Genomic DNA, 23,232 nt, shown 5'->3' on the forward strand with positions numbered 1-23,232 from the left:
TCGCTTTTTTTAAACTCATTGTTTATCAAATATCTCCCAATCCGACTCTCAAATAGAGACTCTCCAACAGACAAGTTTCAGTAAATCCAAAGTAAGGAATTAGTTATGACAACTAACATTGAGAAAATTGACATCAACAAAATCGTCGAAATTGTTACCCCTTTTGATGATGGTGAAGATGAATCACTAAAAAAACAATATGAACCGCTGTTAAACGAGATTCAAGGCAACATCCTCAAATCACACGGACGAAACCATGCTGTTTATTTGTTCTTGAAATTCAAGGGCAACATGAAAACTGACATTGGGAAAGCAGAAATCGAAGCTGTCAAGCAATGGATTGGCAATTTTAGTCATGAATATGTTTACTCAGCGCTAGAGCAAGCCAGGCAGGGAAAAATTTATCGCAATAAGGAAACTGTAGGAATCAAACCATTATTTGCCAACTTCTTCTTAACCAGGGCTGGTTATATGCACTTAGGATATGCATTCCATCAGTTGCCCAATGAAGACGCATTTCGGCAAGGGATGCAAGATGCCAATATGCAAAATGAACTCGGCGACGATATCAGTCAATGGGAAAACGGTTTTAAAAACGAAATTCATGCTCTTGTCTTGCTGGCAGGGGATAGGATAGTAGGGACCAGAACAGAGGAAGCAAAGATACAAGAGCAGAATGATCCAACCAAACTGCATGAGCTGCCTGCTCTATTGAGAACAACAGTTGAGAAAATCAAAAAAGAGCTAAGTAATAACATCGCCACAGTTGCCCATGAGGAAATAGGATACGTCCTCAGAGATCAAAATGAAGAAGAGATCGAACACTTCGGATTTCGAGATGGAGTCAGTCAACCGCTATTTCTGAAGCGAGATATTGACAAGGCAAGAGCAAAGGACGAATTTGACAAATGGGACCCCCGCGCACCCCTGAGCTTGGTTTTGTTCAAAGATCCCTTGGGTAAAGAACAAGAGAGTTACGGCAGTTTTTTGGTCTTCCGCAAACTGGAGCAGAACGTTGGGGGCTGGAACAGAGATGTGGTCAAACTAGCTAGAGCTTTGGGAATGCTCACTAAGGAAGCGACAGAAGGTGTCACGAAGGAAACCGACAACCAGACTAAAGCAGTGCGGGAGCCGATGCGTAATCAGTCCCTCCAAGATTGGATGGAAAAAATGCAGTTAACACCAGAAGAACGCCAAAAAGTCAAATTAGCAGAAGCATACAGTATGGGACGCTTCCGCGATGGAACACCCGTAGTCATCGCCGATAGAGACAATGAAGAAAACAAGCTTCAACATCCTGATACTGACAACTTTAATTATCAAGATGATTCAGAAGGTTCTAAGTGTCCCTTCTTCGCCCACACTCGCAAAGTTAATCCTCGTGGGGATACCGGACTTCCAAACATCGTCGCCACACCCATCGCTCTAGATGAGGAGAAGATGCATCGCATTGTCCGCAGGGGAATTACCTATGGCGAACCCAAACCAGCGCCAGAAGGCGGAGTTGGACTGCTGTTTATGTGCTTCCAAGCCAGTTTAATCAGTCAGTTCAACTTCATGCAGCAGGCTTGGGCGAAACAAAGGAACTTTGTAAAACGAGATGTGGGAACAGATGTAGTCATTGGTGTAGAAAAAAGAGACATTAATCCAGACATTGAAAACGATCCAGGAAGAGCGCCCGGAGAGCAATACAATTGGCCAATAGAGTATGGCAAACCAGAAACGAAGGAAGTTACCTTCAAGCATTGGATAACTATGAGAGGTGGAGAATTTTTCTTTGCCCCCAGCATCAGTTTCCTCAAGTCTCTTGCTCCCGTAATCATAACCGAGAACAATGAGGACATTATTGCCTGTAGAAATAAAATCGCTGAACTTAAGGAATACAAAGATTTGAACTGGGCAATTGGTCTAAATGGGGATACGGGAAAAGAGGACGAATTTGTTAAGTTCTTTGAGCAGCGGAACTTGGAATTTGAGTATTTTGTAAGGACAAAAGTAAGGGGACAGTTTGTTTTCTGGGGTGAGATTTCTGCTTACGATAACAACATCGCAACACTCGAGCAATACATCGAAACCCTCGAAAACCCCAAGAACTAAATGAGTTTTCTGAAAATGGAAAACTGAAGATACCTAAGCTCTTAGGCTGAGTTTACTTTATAGAGAGGTGCTGTCAAAACCTCTCTATGAATCTGAAAGCAGGTTAAAAAAAGGGGTTTGGAGTTTAAATGCCCAAACTATAGGAATCCTATTTGATTTTTGAAAAAGATTAAGAGAAAATACGTGTGAGGATATAAGTGTAAAAATAGACAATGATAAAGCAGCATCTATCAAATGTATCATACCCAGCAAAAGTGGCAACTGCAATTGCCGAACTACAAGACTTCATAGCAGGTTGTCGTGATGCTCGTGAAGCCAGAAAAGCCTTGGCGGTGAAATTGGTTTACCAAGATTACTTATACGAAGAAATCCAGACAATTTTAGATGTGTCTTTAGGTTCGATAACTGGTTGGAAGCAAGCTTACGAGGAAAACGGACTTAATGGCTTAAAGTTAAACCACAAAGGGCGAAAAAGCCATTTGAGTAGCGAACAACGAGAACAAGTGTTAAGTTGGTTGCAAACCAAGAACTGCTGGGAACTGGGGGAATTGGAGTACAAACTAGCCTTTGAATATGATGTGGTTTATGAGTCAAAGCAAAGTTACTATGATTTATTCGATGCTGCTGACATAGCTTGGAAGAAGACCACAAAGTTAAATCCCAAAGCCAACCCAGAGGCTGTGGCAGAAAAAAAAAAGAGATTGAAACACTACTGGCAAGCAAGCGTTCCGAAATAGAAACCGGCAAATTGAGGGTATTATTAATTGATGAGTGTCATTTAATGTGGGGAGACTTAAGTGGCGATGTCTGGGGGAGAACTGATAGGGAAATAACAGTTCCAGTGGTGAATGAGCGCAATAAACAAACATATTATGGGGCAGTTGATTATCTTGAAGGAAAATTGCTGCTCAGAGCTTACGATAAGGGGAACTCAGAAAATACAATTGATTATCTGCGATATTTACTAAATGAGTCTGGCGAGCAACAATTGTTACTTTTTTGGGATGGTGCGACCTATCATCGTTCCAAAGAAATTCAAGGGTTTTTGGATGAAGTTAATCAAGGTTTGACAATTGACCAATGGAAAATACGCTGCGTCCGTTTTGCACCCAATTGTCCAGAACAAAATCCTATTGAGGATATTTGGTTACAAGCCAAAACATGGGTGCGGCGTTTTTGTGCCTTAATTCCAACATTCTCGCATTTGAAATGGATGTTTGAATGGTTTATTCGACACACTACCTTTGATTTTGCCACTCTTCAGATGTACGGATTTTTTTCAAAAATCAAATAGGAGTCCTATATCTGAGTCGTTTCTTGTCAATCAGGGGCGGCTTTGATTTTTTCTCTTTGTCCTCAACGACCTGGAAAGCAAATAGGTTGGAAGTCCAACTGATTCTAAAAATTTTATTAGCACCAAAGCAAACCATCCTCCCATAAATTTGGTCAAAAGATCCAGATATTTCGCCTCTATCTCATCTTTATGACTTGTATCTCATTCATGCTTTATACTAATTATTGTATAAGTTAAGAGTTAGCCCGTGGAACAAACAACTCAATACGCATATCAGATGAAAGCTGACCACCGACCCTCGGAGGCAAAGCCCCTTGATATTTCTCCCCTAGTGGGTGAGTGGATTAATACTAAGACAGAGAGCAATTACTTAGTTCGAGTGGTTCTTACTGAACAAGATGGTCGCCTGATGTTTCGGGGTTATGGAGCAAATGAACCTGATCCCATTGACTGGGGTGAAGTTGAGGCTGTTCCTTATGCCGCAGAAACCTCAATTGTAGCCAGAGGATTTCACGCTTTTTACAAACAAGACGGCATTGAGAGACATTTGGTGGCCAACGAAAAACAAGAAATCCTGGTCATTCAGTCCTATACCCGCTACTTGGATGGTAGTGGTCGAACCAGCCATTTGGGCCGCGAATTTTATCATCGCTAGTGGAAAAGGAGTATTTCAAGATGGATCGAAACGAATTTGACGATAACCAGTCTAAAAACGACACCGTTGTTGATTTCACGCGAGTTTTGGGTACCTGGATTAACTCCAACACAAAGACCAGATGGATCGGGAAATTTACCCTGACTAAGCATAATGAGCAAATCATCATCCACGCCTATGGTCTAACCTCTTCAGAAGATTGGGGTGAGGCAGAGGTAACGCCGTACGTAGATGTTATGAATAAAGAAAATGCCTTCTTTGCGCGATATGATCGGGATTCAGTGGAATCCTTGTTGGCCACTAACATGAACAAAGGCTTGTGCGTCATTGCCGGATATCATAAGTTCAAGGATGGTCAGCAAACCGATTTTTGTCGGGAGTTTTATTATCAGGTTAATTGACACTCTCACTGGCTTTAGCCGCTGAGATTCTTGGTTCAACGAGTCCACTTAACTTAGATCCCTTGCAGTATCTAAGCCAGAGGTGGTTCTCTCCACGCCAGTTGCTTCAAGTCGGGAAACCCGCCCAACGCACTGGCTTCCAAGCGTTAACTTTCACCCTGCCCGGAGGTAGTTGCATTACTGCAAATTTTGCTTGAGTTTAAATTCTGTTATACCATAATTTGATTCTTTTTCGGAGATATCTATTAGATGATTTCCAATTTAACTCTCAATAAGCAAACCCTGGTTGAGCGCATTAGCCAACTTGCCCGCGATAAATTTGCTTCTCGCGCCGCTTGTTACGATCGCACTGCCACCTTCCCAACAGAAAATTTTGAAGACATTTTTAATGCAGGTCTTTATGCACCTGCTGTACCAACTGAGCATGGTGGTTTAGGGTTAGGACATCAGACCGATATCTTTACCCTGTGGATGATGACCAAAGAACTGGCCAAAGTGGATCTATCCCTAGCCCGTTGCTGGGAAGGACACGCCAATGCCCAGGTAATAATTGCCGGTATGGCGAATGAGTCTCAGAAAAAGCGTTGGTTTGAGGGCATTGTCCAACGCGGTGAAAAATGGGCAGCTTGGAGTGGAGAACCCCAGTCACAGATCCCAGGTCAAAAAGTCAGCCTCGGTACAACCATTCAAGTGGTAGATGATGGCTACATCCTTGATGGGACAAAGGTATTCGCCACCAGCGCCCCAGCAACACAGTGGGCAGTTCTCCTGGTGAACTCAACAGGGACTGGAGGATCGCGTCATAGCAATAGTTCGCCGACCTCAGTCCTGATGTTAGCCTGTGATTTATCTGATCCCAGTGTCAGCTTTGATGATAGTTGGTGGCAGCCCATTGGGATGAGAGGTACAGTTAGTTATTTAGTGCGTTTTAATCAGACTTTCATCCCTAAAAAAAACCTAATTGGCTATCCAGGACAGTACGTGATTGAGGAGTGGCAGACGCGGTTTACGCCTCAGTATGGTGCGGCTTTTTTAGGTGCTGCTGAGGGAGCTTATGACTATGCTTTAGCATACATCAAAAAGCAGAAAAAAGGACACGATCCCTACGTACAACACCGGATTGCTAAGGCAGCAATTAATATTGATACTATGCATTTCTGGTTGCGGCAAGTAGCCACCCTCTGGGAAACAGGCCAGGAGTTAGAGGCTAAACAAGCAGGCAATCGCGCCCGTTACATTACTGAGGCGCTGGCAGTGGAAACGGTGAACGATTGCATACACGCTTGTGGCGCTCGCTCCCTGATTCAACCGAGTCCTCTAGAGCGAATATTCCGAGACTTGTCCTTTTACGTCCTGCACGATAATAGCGATCACGTTTTGTCATCCATTGGTCAGGAGATTCTAGGACAGTCCTTTGATCGTGCCTATTTTAACACCCACCCAACTCGCCAAGAAAACTTGACGGAGTGACAATCCTGTAAAAAAAACACTGGCAGCACTTTCCGGTGTAATGAGGTACACTATGGGCGGGCAAGATGCCCACCCCACAAGAGTTTTATGATTATGATTTGTATCTCATAGCAATGAAATCTGGTGTATATCAATACATTGTTCAAAAAAAGAGTACGAAGAGAGAGGGCGCTCTGTAGTAGATTGATTCTCTTCCAGAACGACAACTCAAAAGCTAAACACAGCCCCTGTTCGACATACTAGCACTCCTGTTTATAACTATCAACAGCAACACGCAAATTACCTTTATGCACTGCTAAAAGTTCCTCACCTGCGGTTTTATCTAAACCTGTCCAATGCATTAATAAAGCCAACTTCACCCATTTTCCACTGCGTTCTAATAAGAAACCTGCGGCTTCTCGACTTAAACCTGTTAAATCTTGTAAAATTCTTAAAGCGCGATCGCGTAATTTTTGATTTGTTACCGCAACATCCACCATTCTATTACCGTAAACTTTCCCTAATTTCACCATCACGCTGGTAGAAAGGATATTTAAGGCCAGTTTAGTTGCAGTCCCAGCTTTCAAACGAGTCGAACCGGCTAAAATTTCTGGACCTGTTAACAAACGAATATCAATATCTGCATCAAAAGGAACTTGTTCGGCGGGAACACAGGCCATAAAAACCGTTAAAGCTCCCCTTTGACGTGCTGCTTTTAATGCACCTTGAACATAAGGAGTAGTTCCCCCAGCAGTGATACCGACGACTACATCCAGTTGATTAATTTTATGTTGGGCGATCGCACTTTCCCCGTCTTCCGCTAAATCTTCTAAACCCTCAGAACTGCGTAACAACGCCCCCGCACCACCAGCAATAATACCCTGTACCAACTCTGGGGGAGTACAAAAAGTAGGTGGACATTCAGCCGCATCTAACACCCCTAACCGTCCACTCGTTCCCGCACCGATGTAAAATAAACGTCCACCTTGATGTAAACGTTCTGCTGTCTTTTCAATAGCTGCGGCTAACTCAACCTTAGCCCCAGCAACAGCAGCTACAGCTTTTTGGTCTTCAGTATTAAATAATTCTACCAATTCTAAAGAATTTAATTGGTCTAAATTTAGACTATTAGGATTTACTTGTTCTGTGAGTAGATGTCCGCGTTCTTGTAAATTTGTCATTTTTCAGTTATCAGTTATCAGTTATCAGTTATCAGTTATCAGTTATCAGTCAATACTACTCGGTTCAGGTTACAAAATAATTGATATTGTAATTTCGGTTACGAGATAACGCAACCCAAGGGAAATTTTTTTCCCCTTCAAAGGGGAGGTTTTAAACCTTAAATGAAACAATTGTCAATTGTCAATTATCAATTATCAATTAATTACCTATTCATTCATATTTTTCAGTGTTGCTACTGCTGAAGGTGAAATTTGGTTCAGATAACGGAAAACCCAATACTTGAATATAGTATCTAGAATTACTGGGAATGTAGCAATAAATAGGAAAATAGCATTTCTATCTGCGGCAATACCCAAATGACTAGCAATACTTTCTAAAATCACTTCCCAACCGTGAGGAGAATGGAAACCTACAAAAATATCTGTGAATAAAATAATGATAAATGCTTTGGCACTATCACTTAAACCATAAATAATTTCATTCAACAGATTTTTAATAGCTATCACCCCTTTTTTATTGGTGACTACCACAACTGCAAAAGCAAATAAACCTAATAAATCAGCAAAAACATTTGCCACTGCACTATTACTTTTATGTTTAAATTCTTCTGCTAATTCTTCTGCTTTGAGTGAAATTTTTTCTTCCATAGCTTCCGCAGAAATTTGAGGAGAATGTTTCAATAAATTGTCAAATTTTAATTCTTCCTCAAAAGACTGCAATTCTTTTAGTGCTTTCTCTTTCATTTCCCAGTTCAGAAAAATAGGTGTACTTTCAACACTGCGAAAATGTTCTACAGCAGGAAGTATGAAAAACTTTTTAGACAATTCTTGAGTTAACAAGGGAATGAGAATTAATAACAACAAACAGTTAATAGCTCGTTTGGTAATTTTTCTCGATGCTTGAAAATTCCGCAATACCTCCTGTTCAGAACTTGGACTCATATCATTGGTAATTTTGCGAAATGTTCTACCAATTGATCTGGGAAAAATACCAGTTTTTTTGGTGACTGGTTCAATATTTTCTAAACTGAGTTTTGATGTTAGTTGAGACAAATTTTTTGGTGTTTGTTGGTGAGATTCTAACTTGGTAAGAGTTGGGTTTTGAGAATAATCTACAACATTAGAATTAGATAATTCTAGATCCTCATTATTGTATCTGGAGAGAACTTCATCAATTAATTTTAGTTTATCCAAAAAAGCGTAATTAGAGTTTTTGATAAAAAAACGACTCACTTTAAATTCTAAAACTCTGATTTTAATAATCTTTAAATATTTTTCCACATCTGTCTGAAAACAATCTAATACATTTTGACTGTAAACACCTGACTGACTAGATACTTTATCCCCTGCAAAATGTTCTAACTCAATTTCTTTTATATTTAAAGCCATTTTATATGCTTGTTCTAATGCTCTTTCTGGTGTGCGGAAAAACCATTGATTACCTTGATGCAAAATATTTAAGTTGTTGTTTTTTTCAGTTAGCTTATCTGAAAAATCTGAATGTACGTAATTTTTCATTTTGATGGTAGATGGCTAAATGTTTACTAACTCAAGTTGCTAGTTATTTGTTAAGGCTGGTAATGGGTAATTGCTAATTAAAATTCTGTTATTATCCTGTTAATCCTTAAATCCTGGTTATCCTGATTCTGACATTTTCCCTAACTAGCAACTTACGTTACTAAAAAAATCAAAAAATGAGGTAGATAAACTTTGAATTAATTGATAAAAATTGATTTTTTAAATCCAAAGTTTATGTATTTATCAACTTGAATTTTTCTACCTCATCAAAAAATAAATATTAAATAAATATTTTCTCAATTAACCTGCTTTTAAACAAGCTAAAGGATCAGGAACAGGAAAAGCGTCAGAACTTAAAGGCACAAACTTACTATCATTAGCATTGTAAGCAACAATTTGTCCTGTTTCTATTTCATAAACCCAAGCATGGAGAGAGATTTTACCACCATGTAATTTAGAACGAATCACGGGATAGGTTTCTAAATTTTCAATTTGAGTTAAAACATTTTCTTCTACAGCTATTTTGAGCAATGTTTCCCCATCATAATTTTGATAGTTTTCGCGTAACAGACGACGGGTAGATTCAGCATTGCGTTTTAACCAATCATAAACTAAAGGCATTTCATCAGATAAATTATTTAATTGTAGGAGTGCTTTCATACTACCGCAGTGAGAATGACCACAAACAATAATATGCTTAATATTTAAAGCAGAAACAGCATATTCAATTCCCGCACCTTCACTACTATTAGGACTTCCATGAGTGGGAATAATATTACCTAAATTACGAATAATAAATAGTTCTCCTGGTTTAGTTTGTGTTAATAAATTCGGATCAATGCGAGAATCAGAACAAGTAATAAAGAGAATTTCAGGAGTTTGTCCTTGAGATAATTGGCGGAACATTTCCTGATGAATTGTGAAATAGTTAGTTTGAAATTCGTTCAGTCCTTTGATAATTCTTTTCATTGGCATTGTAGAATTCATAGAATTATGATTTTACCTTTGTTGTCTTGCTTTTTGGCTGTTTTTTTCCTTTATTCTTTCTTTGGTAGTTGCTGGCTTGTAGTGATGACTTTAGTCATCCAAATCAGGACTTTAGCCCTGACTCCTGACTCCTGACTCCTGACTCCTTAATTATTTAGTGATTAACCCATTTTGCATCAGTCACCAAACACACACCTCCGATTTTTTTCAGCAGAGGGGTGATTTTTTCCACTAGGTTATCTAATTGTTTTTGATTGGTACAGACTGTCATAATGTAACTATTACTAAATCCATAGTCAATATCGGAAGATGCTAAACCTCGATCACCTTTACCAGAGGTATCTTTAATAATTGTATATCCCGAAACGAAGACACTTTCTAAAATGTTCAGAGCATCTTCAATGTGAGATGTATCAATAACAATCTCTACTTTTTGGACTTCTTGCATAATAGGGATTGATAAATTTAGACTTGTTAGACTGGGAGAAAAGTCATCTGATATCTGAGAATTACTTGTGGTAATTAAACAAATACCACCAATGGTTTTGAGGATTGGTAAAATATCTCTGATCAGGTATTCAAATTGTGTTTGATTAGTGCAAATAGTAGAAATATAACTATTGCTAAATTCTCTCCCCAAATCGTTATGACAAATCCCCCTATCCCCTTTCCCGGAAGAATTTTCTATTAATGTATATCCAGGAACTCTCACAGAATTAAGGATATCTATTACTTCTCGTTGTTCCAGGGAGCTAACAATGATTTCTACTCGGTTAAAGAGTTCCATGACTAATACCTATCAGTGAGATAATAGAAGAATTAAAGGGTTTCAAATCTGCTGGGAAAACTCTAAAACCTTATACACCAACAAGTTTTAAAATTTGCAAGTAAAGAGGAATTCCCACAATAATATTAAAGGGGAATGTTAAAGCTAAAGCCATAGAAACATAAAGACTAGGATTAGATTCGGGAACAGTTAATCTCATTGCTGCTGGTACGGCAATATAAGAAGCACTGGCACATAAAACCGCAAATAAAAGTCCGTTTCCTTCTCCCATTCCCAAGACTTTTGCAATCAAAATTCCTAAGATAGCATTGACAACAGGAATGAAAACAGAAAAACCAATTAAGAAAGAACCTGTTTTACTTAAATCTTTAATTCTTCTGGCTGCTACTAATCCCATATCAAGTAAAAAGAAAGTCAGCGCACCGTAGAAAATTCCTTGAGTAAATGGTTGTAATTTTTCCCAACCTTTTTCTCCTGTTAATAGTCCAACTAACAAACTACCAACTAACAAAAATACTGAGCCATTTAAAAAAGCTTCGTGCATCACTTTTCCCCAAGAAAATCCTTCTTCACCTTCTGTCTTGGGTGCAAATGCTCTCACCAGAATTAAGCCGATAATAATAGCTGGAGATTCCATTAAAGCTAATGCTGCTACCATGTGTCCACCATAGGGAATGTGCAGTTTTTCTAGGAAAGAACTAGCGGTAATAAAGGTGACTGCACTAATAGAACCGTAGGTAGCAGCGATAGCAGCCGCATTGTAATGATCAAGTTTGAGTCTGAGAATAAAAAATGTGTATACTGGTACAATAGAAGCCATGACAATAGCAACTATCAGCGTCATTGCTATTTGCGAGTTAATGCCACTTTCTGCTAGTTCATGTCCGCCTTTAAAACCAATGGATAACAGTAAATACAGTGAAAATAATTTTGGTAAGGGTTGGGGAATTTCTAAATCTGATTTTAGAAAAACCGCCAGCATTCCCAAAAAGAAGAACAACACAGGGGGATTGAGAATGTTAAAAAGAATTAAACTGCCATCCATTGATTTTTTCTTTCCTCAGCATTAGAAAACTTTATGAACTACCCTCTAAATTAGTCCACAAATTTTAAGAAAAGCATGAGAAGAAATTAAGAATTTTCTTAGAATTAGTTAGGCAGTATCAAAATGGTAATTCTACAGTGAATGTGGTGAATTGATGGGGGTTGCTGGTGACATAAATTTTACCACCGTGTAAGCGAACAATTTCATGGGCGATCGCCAAACCTAATCCTGAGCCACCTGTATACCGTGAGCGATCGCTTTCTGCACGATAAAAACGCTCAAATAAATGGGGTAAATGTTCCGCTGCAATTCCTTTACCCGTATTAGTGATAGTTACTTTCACCTGTTCACTTTCACGATATGTTTCTACACTAATTTTACCTTCCGGGGATGTGTACTTAACGGCATTATCTAGTAAATTTAAAAACAAACTGGTTAAGTGATCAGAATTGCCAGTAATGTAAAGTAAGGGTTTTATACTTGCACAGATGGTAATATTTTTATCTGCTGCTAAAAGCTGAATTTGCTCGATGAGAACTTCTAGTAACTCGCTTAAATCAACATGAGTCAAAGTCCATTGATATTCAGATTCACTTTGATCCAAACGAGTGAGAAAAAGCAAACCATTAGCAAGACGAATCAAACGATCAACTTCCCGTTGTAATTCTTGTAAGGTATGATGATATTCTTCTGGTGTACGCTCTCTACTTAAAGTTACACCCAGTCTGCCTTTAATCACCGTCAAAGGTGTGCGTAACTCATGAGAAGCATCGGCTGTAAATCTGCGTTCATGCTCAAATGCAGCCTGCAAGCGATCTAACATCCCATCCAAGGTGACAGCTAATCTTCCCACTTCATCTGTTGAACCTTGATCACCGATGCGCTGGGTAAAATCATTAGGTCCTATTGCTTGGGCGGTGCGAATAATGCGATCAATAGGAAGTAACGCTTGATCCGCTAAAAATAAACCTCCACAAGCTGCAATTAAAAGAATTAAAGGAAAACTCAAAAGCATCAAAGTCAGCAGATGTTCTGAAGCTTCAGAAATAGGATCTAGAGATTGGGCAACTTGTAACCAACCAGCGGTTGAAGATAAAGATAATGGTTGAGTATAAACTCGCCAAATCTTGCCGTATTCGGTAACACTGGTATAACCCATTTTTACAGGCATCATCGGTGGTATGGTTTTGTAACTACCGATACCATCCCATATTTCTCCTTGGGCAGAAACCAAACGCACGGAAAAACCAGCATTAGTTAACTTACGGGTAATAGTTTCAGACTGTTGTTTGATCTTCAAAGTAGGATGACCATCCACCTGAATAACTTCAGTAAAAGTTTCCGAAGCTGCAACCTGCAAAGCTGTGTCTAATTGACCAAGTAAACTATGTTTTAATTGAATATATAAATAGGTATCGAAAACTACTAGCGTACAGCCCAAAAGCAGTATGTACCATGTTGTTAGACGAGTTCTAATTGTACTTTGATTAAATCGTTGAAAAAACATACAGCAGGAGTCAGGAGTTAGGAGTCAGGAGGCAGGGGAGGCAGGGGAGGCAGGGGAAGCAGGGGAGGCAGGGGAGGAAAAGGAGATTAATAACCCAGTCACCAATCACCAATTACCAATTACCAATTACCAATTACCAATTACCAATTACCAATTACCAATTACCAATTACCAATTACCAATTACCAATTACCAATTACCAATTACCAATTACCAATTACCAATTACCAATTACCAATTACCAATTACCAATTACCAATTCCCAATTCCCAATTACCAATTACCAATTACCAATTACCAATCCCCAGTCACCTATCACCTATTCCCTTGAGACAATATCCTACTCCTCTAACTGTATGCAGTAGTGGCTGATCAGAACCCCGATCTATTTTCCGTCTCAAATAACCAACATATACATCTACAACATTAGAATCACTATAAAAATCAAAATCCCAAACGTGTTCACCTATTTGTGTACGGGTAACTACTGTATTGGAATTACGCAATAAATACTCTAAAAGTTTAAACTCTAAGGGGCTAAGTTCAATGAAACGTCCTCCACGCTGAACTTCCCTTGTGACTACATCCATAGTTAAATCACCAACCTGTAAAATGGTGTTAAATTGTAATGGTGGGCGACGTTGCAAAGCTCGTAACCGTGCTAGTAGTTCTGAAAATGCAAAAGGTTTGACTAAGTAATCATCCGCACCCTGATCTAACCCTTTTACCCGATCTTCTACAGTATCCCGTGCTGTTAAAAGTAAGACTGGAGTTTTAATTTTTTGCTGGCGAAATTCTTCTAGTAGCTTTAACCCATCAATTTTGGGTAGCATAATATCTAAGATGATAATGTCATACTCAGCAGCAAAGATGTATTCCTTACCTTCTTCACCATCATGAGCCACATCAACAGCGTAACTCATCTCTCTGAGTCCTTGACTGATAAATTGAGCTATTCCTGGTTCATCTTCAACTAGCAAAATTCGCATATAGCAATCTAGCAATCCTATTTTAGTTGAGAATTTATTGGTGAGGTAAGGGAACAGGTGACTGGTGACTGGTGACTGGTGACTGGTAACTGGTGACTGGGTAGAAAATTCTTTACTTATTCCCTATTCCCTATTCCCTATTCCCTATTCCCTATTCCCTATTCCCTACTTTCCCAACAACTAATGACTAATGACTACTTACAATAACCCTTCTAGTCTGCGACGGAAGCTGTCTAGTTCAGAAGCAGACATTTCCTGTTCTTCTGACTGAGAACTATTATCATAGTTATTTTGAGTTTGACCTTCTGGTTTCCAATCAGTTTCTTCTACGTTCTGTTCTGGAGGTGTCACCACGATATTACTATTTTCTGGCACAAGTTCCCAGCCAAAACCCGCACTTTCACAAAATTCCTTGATATCCTCAGCATCCATTCCTTCAACTGTGGGGGTGGGGAAATCTTGCGCTTCTAACATTAAAGCAAAGCGAGTAGCATCATCCTCTGATTCAAACATCATGATTGTATTGCGATCGCCCACCCGAATCGAGTGAATCCCTTCATTATTAGTTCCCGCATTGAAGAGTAGTACAAAAACACGCATCTTTAAGCCTTTAATCCTTGTAGTTCACGTTTATATTACTTCTATTAAAGTTCGATATTGTGCCTCTGGGAAAGCTAACGATAGACCTAAAGGTATATTTTTCAAGATTTCAGGCAAATCAAACCCTAATTGTGGTAATCTCTGGCTAAACCTTGGGAAATATGTAAACTGGTCTGTACCCTACCAGTGGCACACCTAAATATTGTGCTAATTATAAGAGGATGTTTGACCACTAACTCCGGCAATTTCCAGAGTGCAAACCCATGTCTAACACTTCCAAACAAGATCAAGAAACCCCAACCGCAAGCCGCAAACGCTTATGGTTGATGATATTGAGTCGTGGTAGCATGGCTTTAGGCGCGTTGTTGCTAATGGTAATCATCGGTGGTATTTGGCGGTTAAGAGAATTTATCCAAAAAGATTTAGCACCCCTAGCACAACAAAATCTTACCAATACCCTCAACCGTCCAGTTGAACTGGGAAAAGTCAAAGAATTTTCCCTGACAGGAGTCAGGTTTGCTGCTTCAGCTATCCCTGCAACACCCACGGATACAGATCGGGTGACAATAGAAGCGGTAGACGTTGGTTTTGATCCTTGGCAGTTAGTTATTAACCGCCAATTAAAATTAGATGTTACTTTAATTAACCCAGATATTTATATTCAACAGGATAACCAAGGACGCTGGATCACTACCACTATCGCCCCACCAGGAAAACCAGGACTGATTAAAACCGATTTAGATAAACTGCGCGTTCGCAACGCCAGGTTAATATTAGTAGGAAACCAGAAAACGGAGTCACCAGTCCCCAGTCACCAGTCTCTAATACCTGTAACATTTTCAGGTTTATATGGAACTGCCCAATTGATAGAAAATAACCGACTAATTAAATTTGACGTAGCCGGAAAACCAAAGAACGGAGGTAATATTTTCCTGCAAGGAAATCTCCGCGCCCAGGCAAATTTAGAAGGTAATTTAAGGGTAAAAACGCAAGATTTATTAGCCGCAGATATTACTCGTTTGATTCAATTACCAATAAATTTACAAGCTGGTCGGGTAAATGGTGATTTACAAATTCAATTAATACCAAATCAACAAACTTTATTAGATGGTACTGCTGCTTTACAAGCTGTAACTCTACAAATTCCCCAAGTCCCACAACTATTAAGTAATACTCAGGGAAATGTCAAGTTTCAAGGATTAGCTATAGAGTTAGATAATGTAGTTAGTAATTATGGGAAAATTCCCCTTACTGCTAAAGGTGTGATTGACCGAGAAAAAGGCTTTAATTTATCAGGAAGTGTCAATGCTGTAAGTGTGTCAAATGCCTTAGAAACTCTGAAAGTGCAATCACCTTTCCCTGTGAGTGGGGTGGTAAAAGCCGATTTACAGATATTAGGCAATATTGACGAACCTGTGCTTTCAGGAACTGTGGCTAATATCAAAACTGCCAAAATTGATCAAGTTGATTTTGAGAAAGTTAGTAGTAAATTTGAGCTTTCAACTCGTGATGCTGTGCTGACTTTCAAGGATATTCAAGGACAAACAAAATTAGGTGGTGAAGTTAGCGGGGCAGGAAAAATTTCCCTGGGGAAAGTACCGCAAATTAATGTTAATTTAACTGCTAAAAATGTTCCAGGGGATGCGATCGCTAAACTTTATAATGATCATATTAACTCTACATTCAAAATTGGCACTGTTTCAGCTACAGCTAACCTCATTGGTACAGCTAACAATATCCAAACTTTCGTAAAATGGCAAGCTCCCCAAGCCACTTATGCTGCTACTGGTGAAACAATTATCAACCCAAATCGTACAGTTGATTTTCGTAATGTCGCTGTTAATATTGCTGGTAATATAATCCGGGTTTATGGTAATTATAATCCTCAAAGTTGGCAAGCTGTTGCTCAAGCTTCGGGTGTGAAATTAACCCCATTTCTCAACTCACAACAATTAGAAAATATCTCTTTAAATAACGCAGCATTTAACGGTAAATTAGTCATCTCAGGAACTTCTGAAAACTTTAAAATTACTAATATTCGTCCAGAAGATGCAAATATTAATATTGCTGGCGGTAAAGTTGCGATTTCTCGTTTTCAGTTAGAAGATAAAAACTTTATTGCTGACTTGATAGCTCAAAATGTGCGTTTAGGGACAATCTTAAAACAATCTGCCCCAATTTTCAATAATCCCATTGCCGGGAAATTTACTATTGCAGGTAATACCGAAAATTTCAACTTCAATAATTTCGGTGCTATTGGTGAAGGTAGTTTAAAAGTTAATAATGGCACAATTACAGCTAAAAATATTCAAGTTAGTAATGGTCGCTACAAGGCGCAAGTTGCAGTTAAAAATGTACCTGTGCAGAGATTAGCAAATGTTCCACCTCAAATACAAGGTGCGTTAGTTGGTGAGTTTAATGTTGCTGGTAATGTTGCATCTTTTCAACCGGAAACTATTCAAGCAAATGGTCAAGCAAAGTTAAATCTTGCTGGGGGAACAGTTACAGCTTCTAATATTCAACTTGCTAATGGTCATTACCAAACATTAGTTAATAGTTATGGTGTACAATTAAAACGTTTAAATCAACAATTATCAGGTAAATTTGCAGGTCAGTTAAAAGTTGCTGGTATTGTTGGGTCTGCGAAATTAGCTAATATTCGTGCTACTGGTCAAGTGCAGTTTAGTCGAGGTATTCCGGGAATTAATTCTCCTTTAAATGCTGTAGTTTCTTGGAATGGTCAACAATTAACTATTCCCCAAGCAAGAACTCCAAATTTAACCGCCAGTGGTTATATTTTAGCCGATGCTAAACAACCAGGTATACCAGAAATTACTCAATTAAATCTCAATGTTCAAACGCAAAATTATGACCTCAAACAATTACCTTTGCAATTACCTAATGCTGTAAATGTAGGCGGAAAAGCCGATTTTACAGGACAAATTACCGGGAAAATCACAGCACCGAATGTTATTGGATCTTTGGGTTTGCGAAATTTGCAAGTGCAAAGCAAAATACAAAAGTTTGCCTTTGAACCATTATTAACTGGTAACATTAATTTAGTGCAAGGAAGGGGTTTAAGTTTAGATGTTGCTGGTAAAAGAGACAGACTAGCAGCTAAATTAAATGCTAATAATCAACCTAACGCTTTTTTAGTACAGTGGCAACAAGCATTAGTTACAGGTCAATCTCAAGGCGAAAATTGGGCAGTTAAAGTTAATAATTTTCCCTTACAAGTGTTAAATTTAAACTTAAATTTAAACTTACCTAATAATCCGATTTTGGGACAAGGTGCATTAGCTGGTTTGTTAACGGGAGATTTACAAATAAATCAAAAAACATTAGCAACGCGGGGAAATATTGCGATCGCCAAACCGCAACTTGGTAGAATTAAAGGCGATCGCTTCACCACCGAATTTCAATACAACAATAATTTAACCACCTTAACAAACAGCGAATTTATCAACGCTCAAAGTCGCTACCTGTTTGACGCTAACCTCAAACAAACTCCTCAAGGTCCCCAAGTACAAGCCAAAATTAACATCAACCAAGGCAAAATTCAAGATTTACTCACCGTTGCCCAAATATTTGAAATCCAAGATTTACAAAGAGGTTTAACACCTCCAACCTACGGTACAGCAGCAGATTTAACCACCAACCCGCGAGGTTTAGCAAATCAAACTTTATTCAATCAAATTCAACGTTTAGCAGAAATTGATGCACTCCTAGCAGCAGAAGAACAAAAACGGCTAGAATCAAAACCCATACCAGATTTAAAAGACTTAAAAGGAACTTTTAACGGAGAAATTGCCATCAACACCGCTACAAAAAACGGACTAACAGCACAATTTGACTTACAAGGACAAAACTTTACTTGGGGTCGAGAAACAGAACCTAATCGGTTTTATCGTGCCGAAAAAGTCATTGCTAAAGGTGCTTTTGAAAAAGGTGTTTTGCGGTTACAACCTTTGAGCATCGAAGCGAAAGATAGACTCATAGCCTTTATAGGTAATGTTGGTGGTGAAGAACAATCAGGAAAATTAACAGTCGAAAAATTCCCAATTCAACTATTAAATAACTTTGTCAAAATCCCAGTAGGAATTAGTGGTAATCTCAACATTGATGCTGCTATAGCTGGTAGTATAGCCAACCCCCAAGCTAGAGGAGAATTAAAAATCACAGAAGGAACACTCAATCAAAAACCAATACAGTCAGCCAACGCAGGTTTTAGTTATGCTGATGGACGTTTGAAATTTGGTAGTCAAGTCATAGCAGTAGGAAACGAACCAGTTAACATTACTGGTGATATTCCCTATAAATTACCATTTGCATCAGTAACACCAGACAACAATCAAATTACCCTAGATGTCAAAGTCAAAGATGAAGGTTTAGGATTATTAAATCTGTTCACTAATCAAATAACATTTGAAAGCGGTAAGGGAGAAGTAGATTTAACTGTGAGGGGAAACAGAAAACAACCATCAGTTAAAGGTACTGCCTCTCTTAATAACGCCACATTTGCAGCCCAAGCTTTACAAGGTAAACTAACCAATGTGTCTGGAAAAGCCGAATTTGATTTTAATAAAGTAGTAGTAGAAAACCTCCAAGGGCAGTTTAGCAATGGTAAAATAGAAGCCACAGGAGAAATACCAATTTTCAACAGTCAAAACATCCAAATAGATAAACCATTGAGTGTGAAACTAGAACAATTAGTATTAAATCTCAAGGGATTATATCAAGGTGGTGCAAGTGGTAATTTAGAAATTACAGGTTCAGTATTACAACCAGCAATTGGTGGTGAGATAGAATTATCCAATGGTCAAGTTTTACTAACAGAATCTGATACAAAAACCTTATCTCAAACAGGTTCTGATTTATCAATTTTTGCAGCCAGTAAACAAAACAAAACCAGTGATGTTGAAAGCGGAATAACCAGATTAAATAATTTGCAAATCAAGCTAGGAAACAGTGTAGAAATAGCTCGTCCACCTGTTTTCAACTTCCTCGCAACTGGTGATTTAAATGTGAGTGGTACTTTAAATAATCCTATACCCGCTGGAACTATCAGATTAACCAAAGGTGGCGTAAATTTGTTTACCACCCAATTCAATTTAGCTCGTAACTATAAACATACTGCAACTTTTAGAACTTCTGATCCTCGTGATCCTGAGTTAGATATTAAAATGTTTGCTAAAGTATTAGATGGAATCCAAACAATTGATCTCAGCAGACAAGTTTCTACAGGGTTATCAGAATTAGAAACCGTCCGCGTCGAAGCAATAGTTAAAGGTCCCGCTAGTCAACTAAATGAGAATTTAGAATTGAAAAGTAGTCCCTCACGTTCACAAACAGAAATTGTTACTTTGTTAGGAGGTGGGTTTGTAGACACCCAAGGACGTGGTGACACAACATTGGGTTTAATTAATATTGCTGGTTCGGCTGTTTTTAATAACTTTCAAGCTGCATTTAGCCAAATTGGTGATGCTTTTGGTTTAAGTGAACTGCGGATATTTCCTACCATTCTTTCTGATAGACCCGAAGCAGGTAAAAGCAACTCGACTATAGAATTAGCATTAGAAGCCGGTGTGGATATTTCTAGTAAATTTTCTTTTTCTACGATCAAAATTTTAACCGCTAGTGACCCCTTCCAATGGGGTATTAATTACAGAATTAATGACGATTTTCGGGTTCGTGCTTCCACAAATTTCACTGATGATAGTCGGGCGATCATTGAGTTTGAAAGAAGATTTTAGCAGGGAATAAGGAAAGTTATCTTCCCCATGCTTCACCCATAAGAGGATGTTTGAAAAGTAGGTTCTTCAGTACATAGTATGCAAAATCAATCTCAAAAAACTGCGGAAGGCTTAATATACATAAGACATAAGCTACAGATATTGGATATTTTTACAAAAATTGCCTCTTTACCCTGTTCCCTGTTCCCTGTTAAGAGTTCCCTCTTTCAGACTGGTAATTTAGCATAACAAGTACGGTAGAACCACATTTATTCAGCAAGCCCTATCTAGGTTTTACATTGATACAGTCCACAATTAATAAATTTATCCTAGCAAAATAGGTCATTTGTACACTTCAAAGATTGATTGACTATCAGGTGAATTTCTAATTTCATCTATCATAAATTCAATCATCGGTTTAGCAATTGCACATTGCAAAATACCACATGAATCGTAAACGCGCTCACTAGGAATCGCTTCTGTAATTGCAATTTGATTGCATTTTCGATCATATTGACAACGACGACAAAGTTCCCCCCTTTTCATCCGGTGATTAGTCACATTTACAAAATCCTGAGATTGAAAAATTTCACTTACAGTTTGTTGAAAAATATTACCCATTAAACCCTCCGCTAAATAAGCATCACCATGAGCATAAACATCACCATTAGTATTGACAATCCAAGCCCAATCATGAATATAGGGATTATAAATGTCAATTGTAGAATTTATTATATATCTCACGGCTGCTTGAAAATACTCATTAAGTGGCTGGACAGTAATATGAGAGATTTCACTAAATTGAGCTTTAGCAATCATTTTTAAAGCATTAATAGTTTGCTGATGACTTAATAATAAATTACTCATCCGCTCAGGAAGAATTTCCCGGCTGCTATGAATAGGTAAAATTCGATAATCTATTCCTAATTCATTATAAAACTGGTAAGTTTGTAATGCTTTATCTACATTGAGCGCGTGCAGAACAGAAATTCCACCAACGGGAATTTGACGATCTAATAAAAGCTGTAAATTATCTAAAACTTGATCTTGAGAAACTTTACCAGCAATATCAAGACGCTGTTCTCCAAAGACATCTAAGGAAAATCCTAACTGAATCTCTAGTTCTTCTAATAAATCTAAAGTTTTAGAGGATATTTTGAATAAATTACTCTGAACAGTAGTTCTCGTATTAATCCCATTTTTTGTCAAATATTTATCTTTGAGTTCACAAATTGATCTAAGGTAATTATGGGGTAATAAAAGGGCTTCACCTCCATGAAAAATAAGAGTTAATGAGAAGTTTTTTTCTTCTTTAATCATATAATCTGCCATATTTTTGAAAAAAAACTCTATCCCATCTAAAGACATTCTCTCTTTATTTGCTAATTCATCATATTCATAGCAATATGTACATCTTAAATTACATAATTTACTCAATTTCATGATCAAGTTCATTGTTTTAAATTCCTTGTATTCCTAATATATAGCCTGATTTAGATAATCTTAGGACTTAGGCAAGTGTCACACCAAAAATCTTTTGTAGGGTGCGTCAGACTGCATAAATCAAGCAAATAAACAAATTATTGATATCTGACGCACTCTACTAATGTACCAGTTGCGTAAGTCCTGAATCTTTGTAGAGATATTACACGGAACATCTCTACATTATTCTTCAGCCAATGCTGGTTATATTTTTATCATTTGATAGGTCTGCTTCTTCGGATGTCTTGATTTTTTTGAAGTTTTACTTCTTGTTGAATAATATTTTGTAATGTGTTACGCACTACTGAATTAGGTAAAGTACGTGCCACATTACTCAATTTAGAATCTATTGCACTACCTCTTGACCAATCTTTCCAACCTCCTTGATCAGTCCATGAAGACTGATCCCATGAACCATTAGCAGCAGGATTTTTATTCCCTAAATCAAATATAGCCTGATTGATTACTTTGCCTTGAGCAACCTCAATAATTAAATTGTTAGAAAGTTTGTATTGACCATCTGGTGCAATTGTTTTTTTACCACTGTCATCAACAACAAATATCTCTTTACTATTAATCAAAATTGTTGCCGCACCTAATTGATTAACCAATTTTTCGTCTTTAACAACAACCAAATCATATTGGACTTTTGGCAATTTCAGGGGTTTTTGCGCTATTTGAGTGGGACTTGCTTCCGCTACTGGAATTAAGTATTTATCTAAGCTGCTTAATAACTGAGTTCCTAAACCACTTTGAGTTGTTAATGGGATAAAAGCAGTTAAGATCAGGACAGTTTGTGCTACTTTTTGTCTGTTTATATGATAATCTTTGTTCTGAGGATGATTCTCTGGAGTAGGCATAGGTGATATTCTCACTTGTTAGAATAAAATACATTATGGGACTCCTATTTGATTTTTGAACAAGCTGTAAATCGTAAACCGCATATAATCAAGGATTGAGTCTCAGTATATTGAGCAAGATTCAAGTAGGACTCCCATAGCACTTATGACTAGAGCAATTTGAAAAAGTTCCTATCTCATATCCCAAAACTGTCATTAATTTAGCAAAAAAGCGGTTAGCTTAACCGTGTTAATACTAATAAATTATGTAGGTTGGGTACAAAGAAAGCGCAACCCAACAAAATTAAATCACAAAATCACCAAAATGTTGGGTAACATCCGTCAACCCACCCGACACAATTTAAATAACATCCTGTAAATCCTTAAATCCTGGATATCCTGATTCAGACAAAGAAAATTCTTAATATGACATCAAAAGCGTGAAAATCAACCAACAGCAAAACCTGTATATTGTCTCACTAAAGGTTCATGAAATGCTAAAACAATATCTGATTTTGGCACTCCTAATTTAACTAACTCATCTGCTATACCAATCTCAGTTCCATCATGTTGTATCCAAATTTTCTGATCTTTAATATCTAAATGCAAAACACAACTTACTATTGATGTTAGTGACAGAATTCCAGTAACTTTAGGTCAAGTTCGTTC

The 23,232-nt window shown here is 38.0% G+C and carries 16 protein-coding genes and 1 pseudogene; 6 read left to right on the forward strand and 11 right to left on the reverse strand.

Going from position 1 to position 23,232, the window contains the following annotated elements; translation table 11 throughout:
• Window positions 1-105 precede the first annotated feature (105 nt).
• From K2F26_RS24600 to K2F26_RS05255, 5 genes are all read left to right on the forward strand, one after another.
• Window positions 106-2,097: a Dyp-type peroxidase gene (locus K2F26_RS24600; RefSeq protein WP_246605527.1), complete on the forward strand. Its 1,992-nt coding sequence runs from the start codon at window positions 106-108 to the stop codon at window positions 2,095-2,097.
• 212 nt (window positions 2,098-2,309) lie between these two features.
• Window positions 2,310-3,391, forward strand: a protein-coding gene (locus K2F26_RS05240; protein WP_437441045.1) for an IS630 family transposase whose coding sequence is annotated in 2 segments (ribosomal slippage) — window positions 2,310-2,784 and window positions 2,784-3,391 — 1,083 coding nt in all. Because the reading frame shifts where the segments join, the coding sequence is not laid out codon by codon here.
• Window positions 3,392-3,638: 247 nt separating this feature from the next.
• A complete protein-coding gene (locus K2F26_RS05245; protein WP_220610620.1) occupies window positions 3,639-4,046 on the forward strand; it encodes a hypothetical protein in 408 nt (135 codons plus the stop codon).
• 20 nt (window positions 4,047-4,066) lie between these two features.
• Window positions 4,067-4,447, forward strand: coding sequence for a hypothetical protein (locus K2F26_RS05250; RefSeq protein WP_220610621.1), 381 nt, complete (start codon window positions 4,067-4,069; stop codon window positions 4,445-4,447).
• Between the two features lie 249 nt (window positions 4,448-4,696).
• Entirely contained in the window at window positions 4,697-5,917 is a 1,221-nt protein-coding gene (locus tag K2F26_RS05255) for an acyl-CoA dehydrogenase family protein (protein WP_220610622.1), read from the forward strand.
• Between the two features lie 239 nt (window positions 5,918-6,156).
• Here the strand turns inward: K2F26_RS05255 and murQ are convergent, their stop codons facing one another.
• From murQ to K2F26_RS05295, 8 genes are all read right to left on the reverse strand, one after another.
• Window positions 6,157-7,077: an N-acetylmuramic acid 6-phosphate etherase gene (murQ, locus tag K2F26_RS05260; RefSeq protein WP_220610623.1), complete on the reverse strand. Its 921-nt coding sequence runs from the start codon at window positions 7,075-7,077 to the stop codon at window positions 6,157-6,159.
• A gap of 207 nt (window positions 7,078-7,284) precedes the next feature.
• Entirely contained in the window at window positions 7,285-8,595 is a 1,311-nt protein-coding gene (locus tag K2F26_RS05265) for a proton extrusion protein PcxA (protein ID WP_220610624.1), read from the reverse strand.
• Window positions 8,596-8,895: 300 nt separating this feature from the next.
• Window positions 8,896-9,582 (reverse strand): carbonic anhydrase, encoded by a 687-nt coding sequence (locus K2F26_RS05270; protein WP_437441046.1) that lies wholly within the window; start codon window positions 9,580-9,582, stop codon window positions 8,896-8,898.
• 154 nt (window positions 9,583-9,736) lie between these two features.
• Window positions 9,737-10,369 carry a P-II family nitrogen regulator gene (locus K2F26_RS05275; protein WP_220610625.1) on the reverse strand — a complete coding sequence of 211 codons (633 nt, stop codon included), beginning with the start codon at window positions 10,367-10,369 and terminating at the stop codon, window positions 9,737-9,739.
• 70 nt (window positions 10,370-10,439) lie between these two features.
• Window positions 10,440-11,414 carry a sodium-dependent bicarbonate transport family permease gene (locus tag K2F26_RS05280; protein ID WP_220610626.1) on the reverse strand — a complete coding sequence of 325 codons (975 nt, stop codon included), beginning with the start codon at window positions 11,412-11,414 and terminating at the stop codon, window positions 10,440-10,442.
• 118 nt (window positions 11,415-11,532) lie between these two features.
• Window positions 11,533-12,921, reverse strand: coding sequence for a sensor histidine kinase (locus K2F26_RS05285; protein WP_220610627.1), 1,389 nt, complete (start codon window positions 12,919-12,921; stop codon window positions 11,533-11,535).
• A 308-nt stretch (window positions 12,922-13,229) separates the two neighbouring features.
• A complete protein-coding gene (locus K2F26_RS05290; protein WP_220610628.1) occupies window positions 13,230-13,910 on the reverse strand; it encodes a response regulator transcription factor in 681 nt (226 codons plus the stop codon).
• Between the two features lie 198 nt (window positions 13,911-14,108).
• On the reverse strand, window positions 14,109-14,510 hold the full coding sequence (locus tag K2F26_RS05295; protein WP_220610629.1) for a DUF3110 domain-containing protein: 402 nt from the start codon (window positions 14,508-14,510) through the stop codon (window positions 14,109-14,111).
• 263 nt (window positions 14,511-14,773) lie between these two features.
• Between K2F26_RS05295 and K2F26_RS05300 the strand changes: the two genes are divergently transcribed.
• Window positions 14,774-20,263 (forward strand): translocation/assembly module TamB domain-containing protein, encoded by a 5,490-nt coding sequence (locus tag K2F26_RS05300; RefSeq protein WP_220610630.1) that lies wholly within the window; start codon window positions 14,774-14,776, stop codon window positions 20,261-20,263.
• Between the two features lie 321 nt (window positions 20,264-20,584).
• On the opposite strand, the gene K2F26_RS05305 is transcribed toward K2F26_RS05300, so the two are convergent.
• From K2F26_RS05305 to K2F26_RS05315, 3 genes and pseudogenes are all read right to left on the reverse strand, one after another.
• A complete protein-coding gene (locus K2F26_RS05305; protein WP_220610631.1) occupies window positions 20,585-21,697 on the reverse strand; it encodes a radical SAM protein in 1,113 nt (370 codons plus the stop codon).
• Between the two features lie 242 nt (window positions 21,698-21,939).
• A complete protein-coding gene (locus tag K2F26_RS05310; protein ID WP_220610632.1) occupies window positions 21,940-22,584 on the reverse strand; it encodes a hypothetical protein in 645 nt (214 codons plus the stop codon).
• A 426-nt stretch (window positions 22,585-23,010) separates the two neighbouring features.
• Window positions 23,011-23,178, reverse strand: a pseudogene (locus K2F26_RS05315) (element excision factor XisI family protein); the annotation flags it as partial.
• Window positions 23,179-23,232 lie beyond the last annotated feature (54 nt).

Origin of the sequence: Sphaerospermopsis torques-reginae ITEP-024 (genome assembly GCF_019598945.1) — a bacterium.
Classification (GTDB): domain Bacteria; phylum Cyanobacteriota; class Cyanobacteriia; order Cyanobacteriales; family Nostocaceae; genus Sphaerospermopsis.

Excerpts from the sequence above, each read along its gene's own strand:
- K2F26_RS24600 (WP_246605527.1), top strand. The coding sequence starts at position 106 with ATGACAACTAACATTGAGAAAATTGACATCAACAAAATCGTCGAAATT.
- K2F26_RS05250 (WP_220610621.1), top strand. The coding sequence starts at position 4,067 with ATGGATCGAAACGAATTTGACGATAACCAGTCTAAAAACGACACCGTT.
- K2F26_RS05255 (WP_220610622.1), top strand. The coding sequence starts at position 4,697 with ATGATTTCCAATTTAACTCTCAATAAGCAAACCCTGGTTGAGCGCATT.
- murQ (WP_220610623.1), bottom strand. The coding sequence starts at position 7,077 with ATGACAAATTTACAAGAACGCGGACATCTACTCACAGAACAAGTAAAT.
- K2F26_RS05265 (WP_220610624.1), bottom strand. The coding sequence starts at position 8,595 with ATGAAAAATTACGTACATTCAGATTTTTCAGATAAGCTAACTGAAAAA.
- K2F26_RS05270 (WP_437441046.1), bottom strand. The coding sequence starts at position 9,582 with ATGAATTCTACAATGCCAATGAAAAGAATTATCAAAGGACTGAACGAA.
- K2F26_RS05275 (WP_220610625.1), bottom strand. The coding sequence starts at position 10,369 with ATGGAACTCTTTAACCGAGTAGAAATCATTGTTAGCTCCCTGGAACAA.
- K2F26_RS05280 (WP_220610626.1), bottom strand. The coding sequence starts at position 11,414 with ATGGATGGCAGTTTAATTCTTTTTAACATTCTCAATCCCCCTGTGTTG.
- K2F26_RS05285 (WP_220610627.1), bottom strand. The coding sequence starts at position 12,921 with ATGTTTTTTCAACGATTTAATCAAAGTACAATTAGAACTCGTCTAACA.
- K2F26_RS05290 (WP_220610628.1), bottom strand. The coding sequence starts at position 13,910 with ATGCGAATTTTGCTAGTTGAAGATGAACCAGGAATAGCTCAATTTATC.
- K2F26_RS05295 (WP_220610629.1), bottom strand. The coding sequence starts at position 14,510 with ATGCGTGTTTTTGTACTACTCTTCAATGCGGGAACTAATAATGAAGGG.
- K2F26_RS05300 (WP_220610630.1), top strand. The coding sequence starts at position 14,774 with ATGTCTAACACTTCCAAACAAGATCAAGAAACCCCAACCGCAAGCCGC.
- K2F26_RS05305 (WP_220610631.1), bottom strand. The coding sequence starts at position 21,697 with ATGAACTTGATCATGAAATTGAGTAAATTATGTAATTTAAGATGTACA.
- K2F26_RS05310 (WP_220610632.1), bottom strand. The coding sequence starts at position 22,584 with ATGCCTACTCCAGAGAATCATCCTCAGAACAAAGATTATCATATAAAC.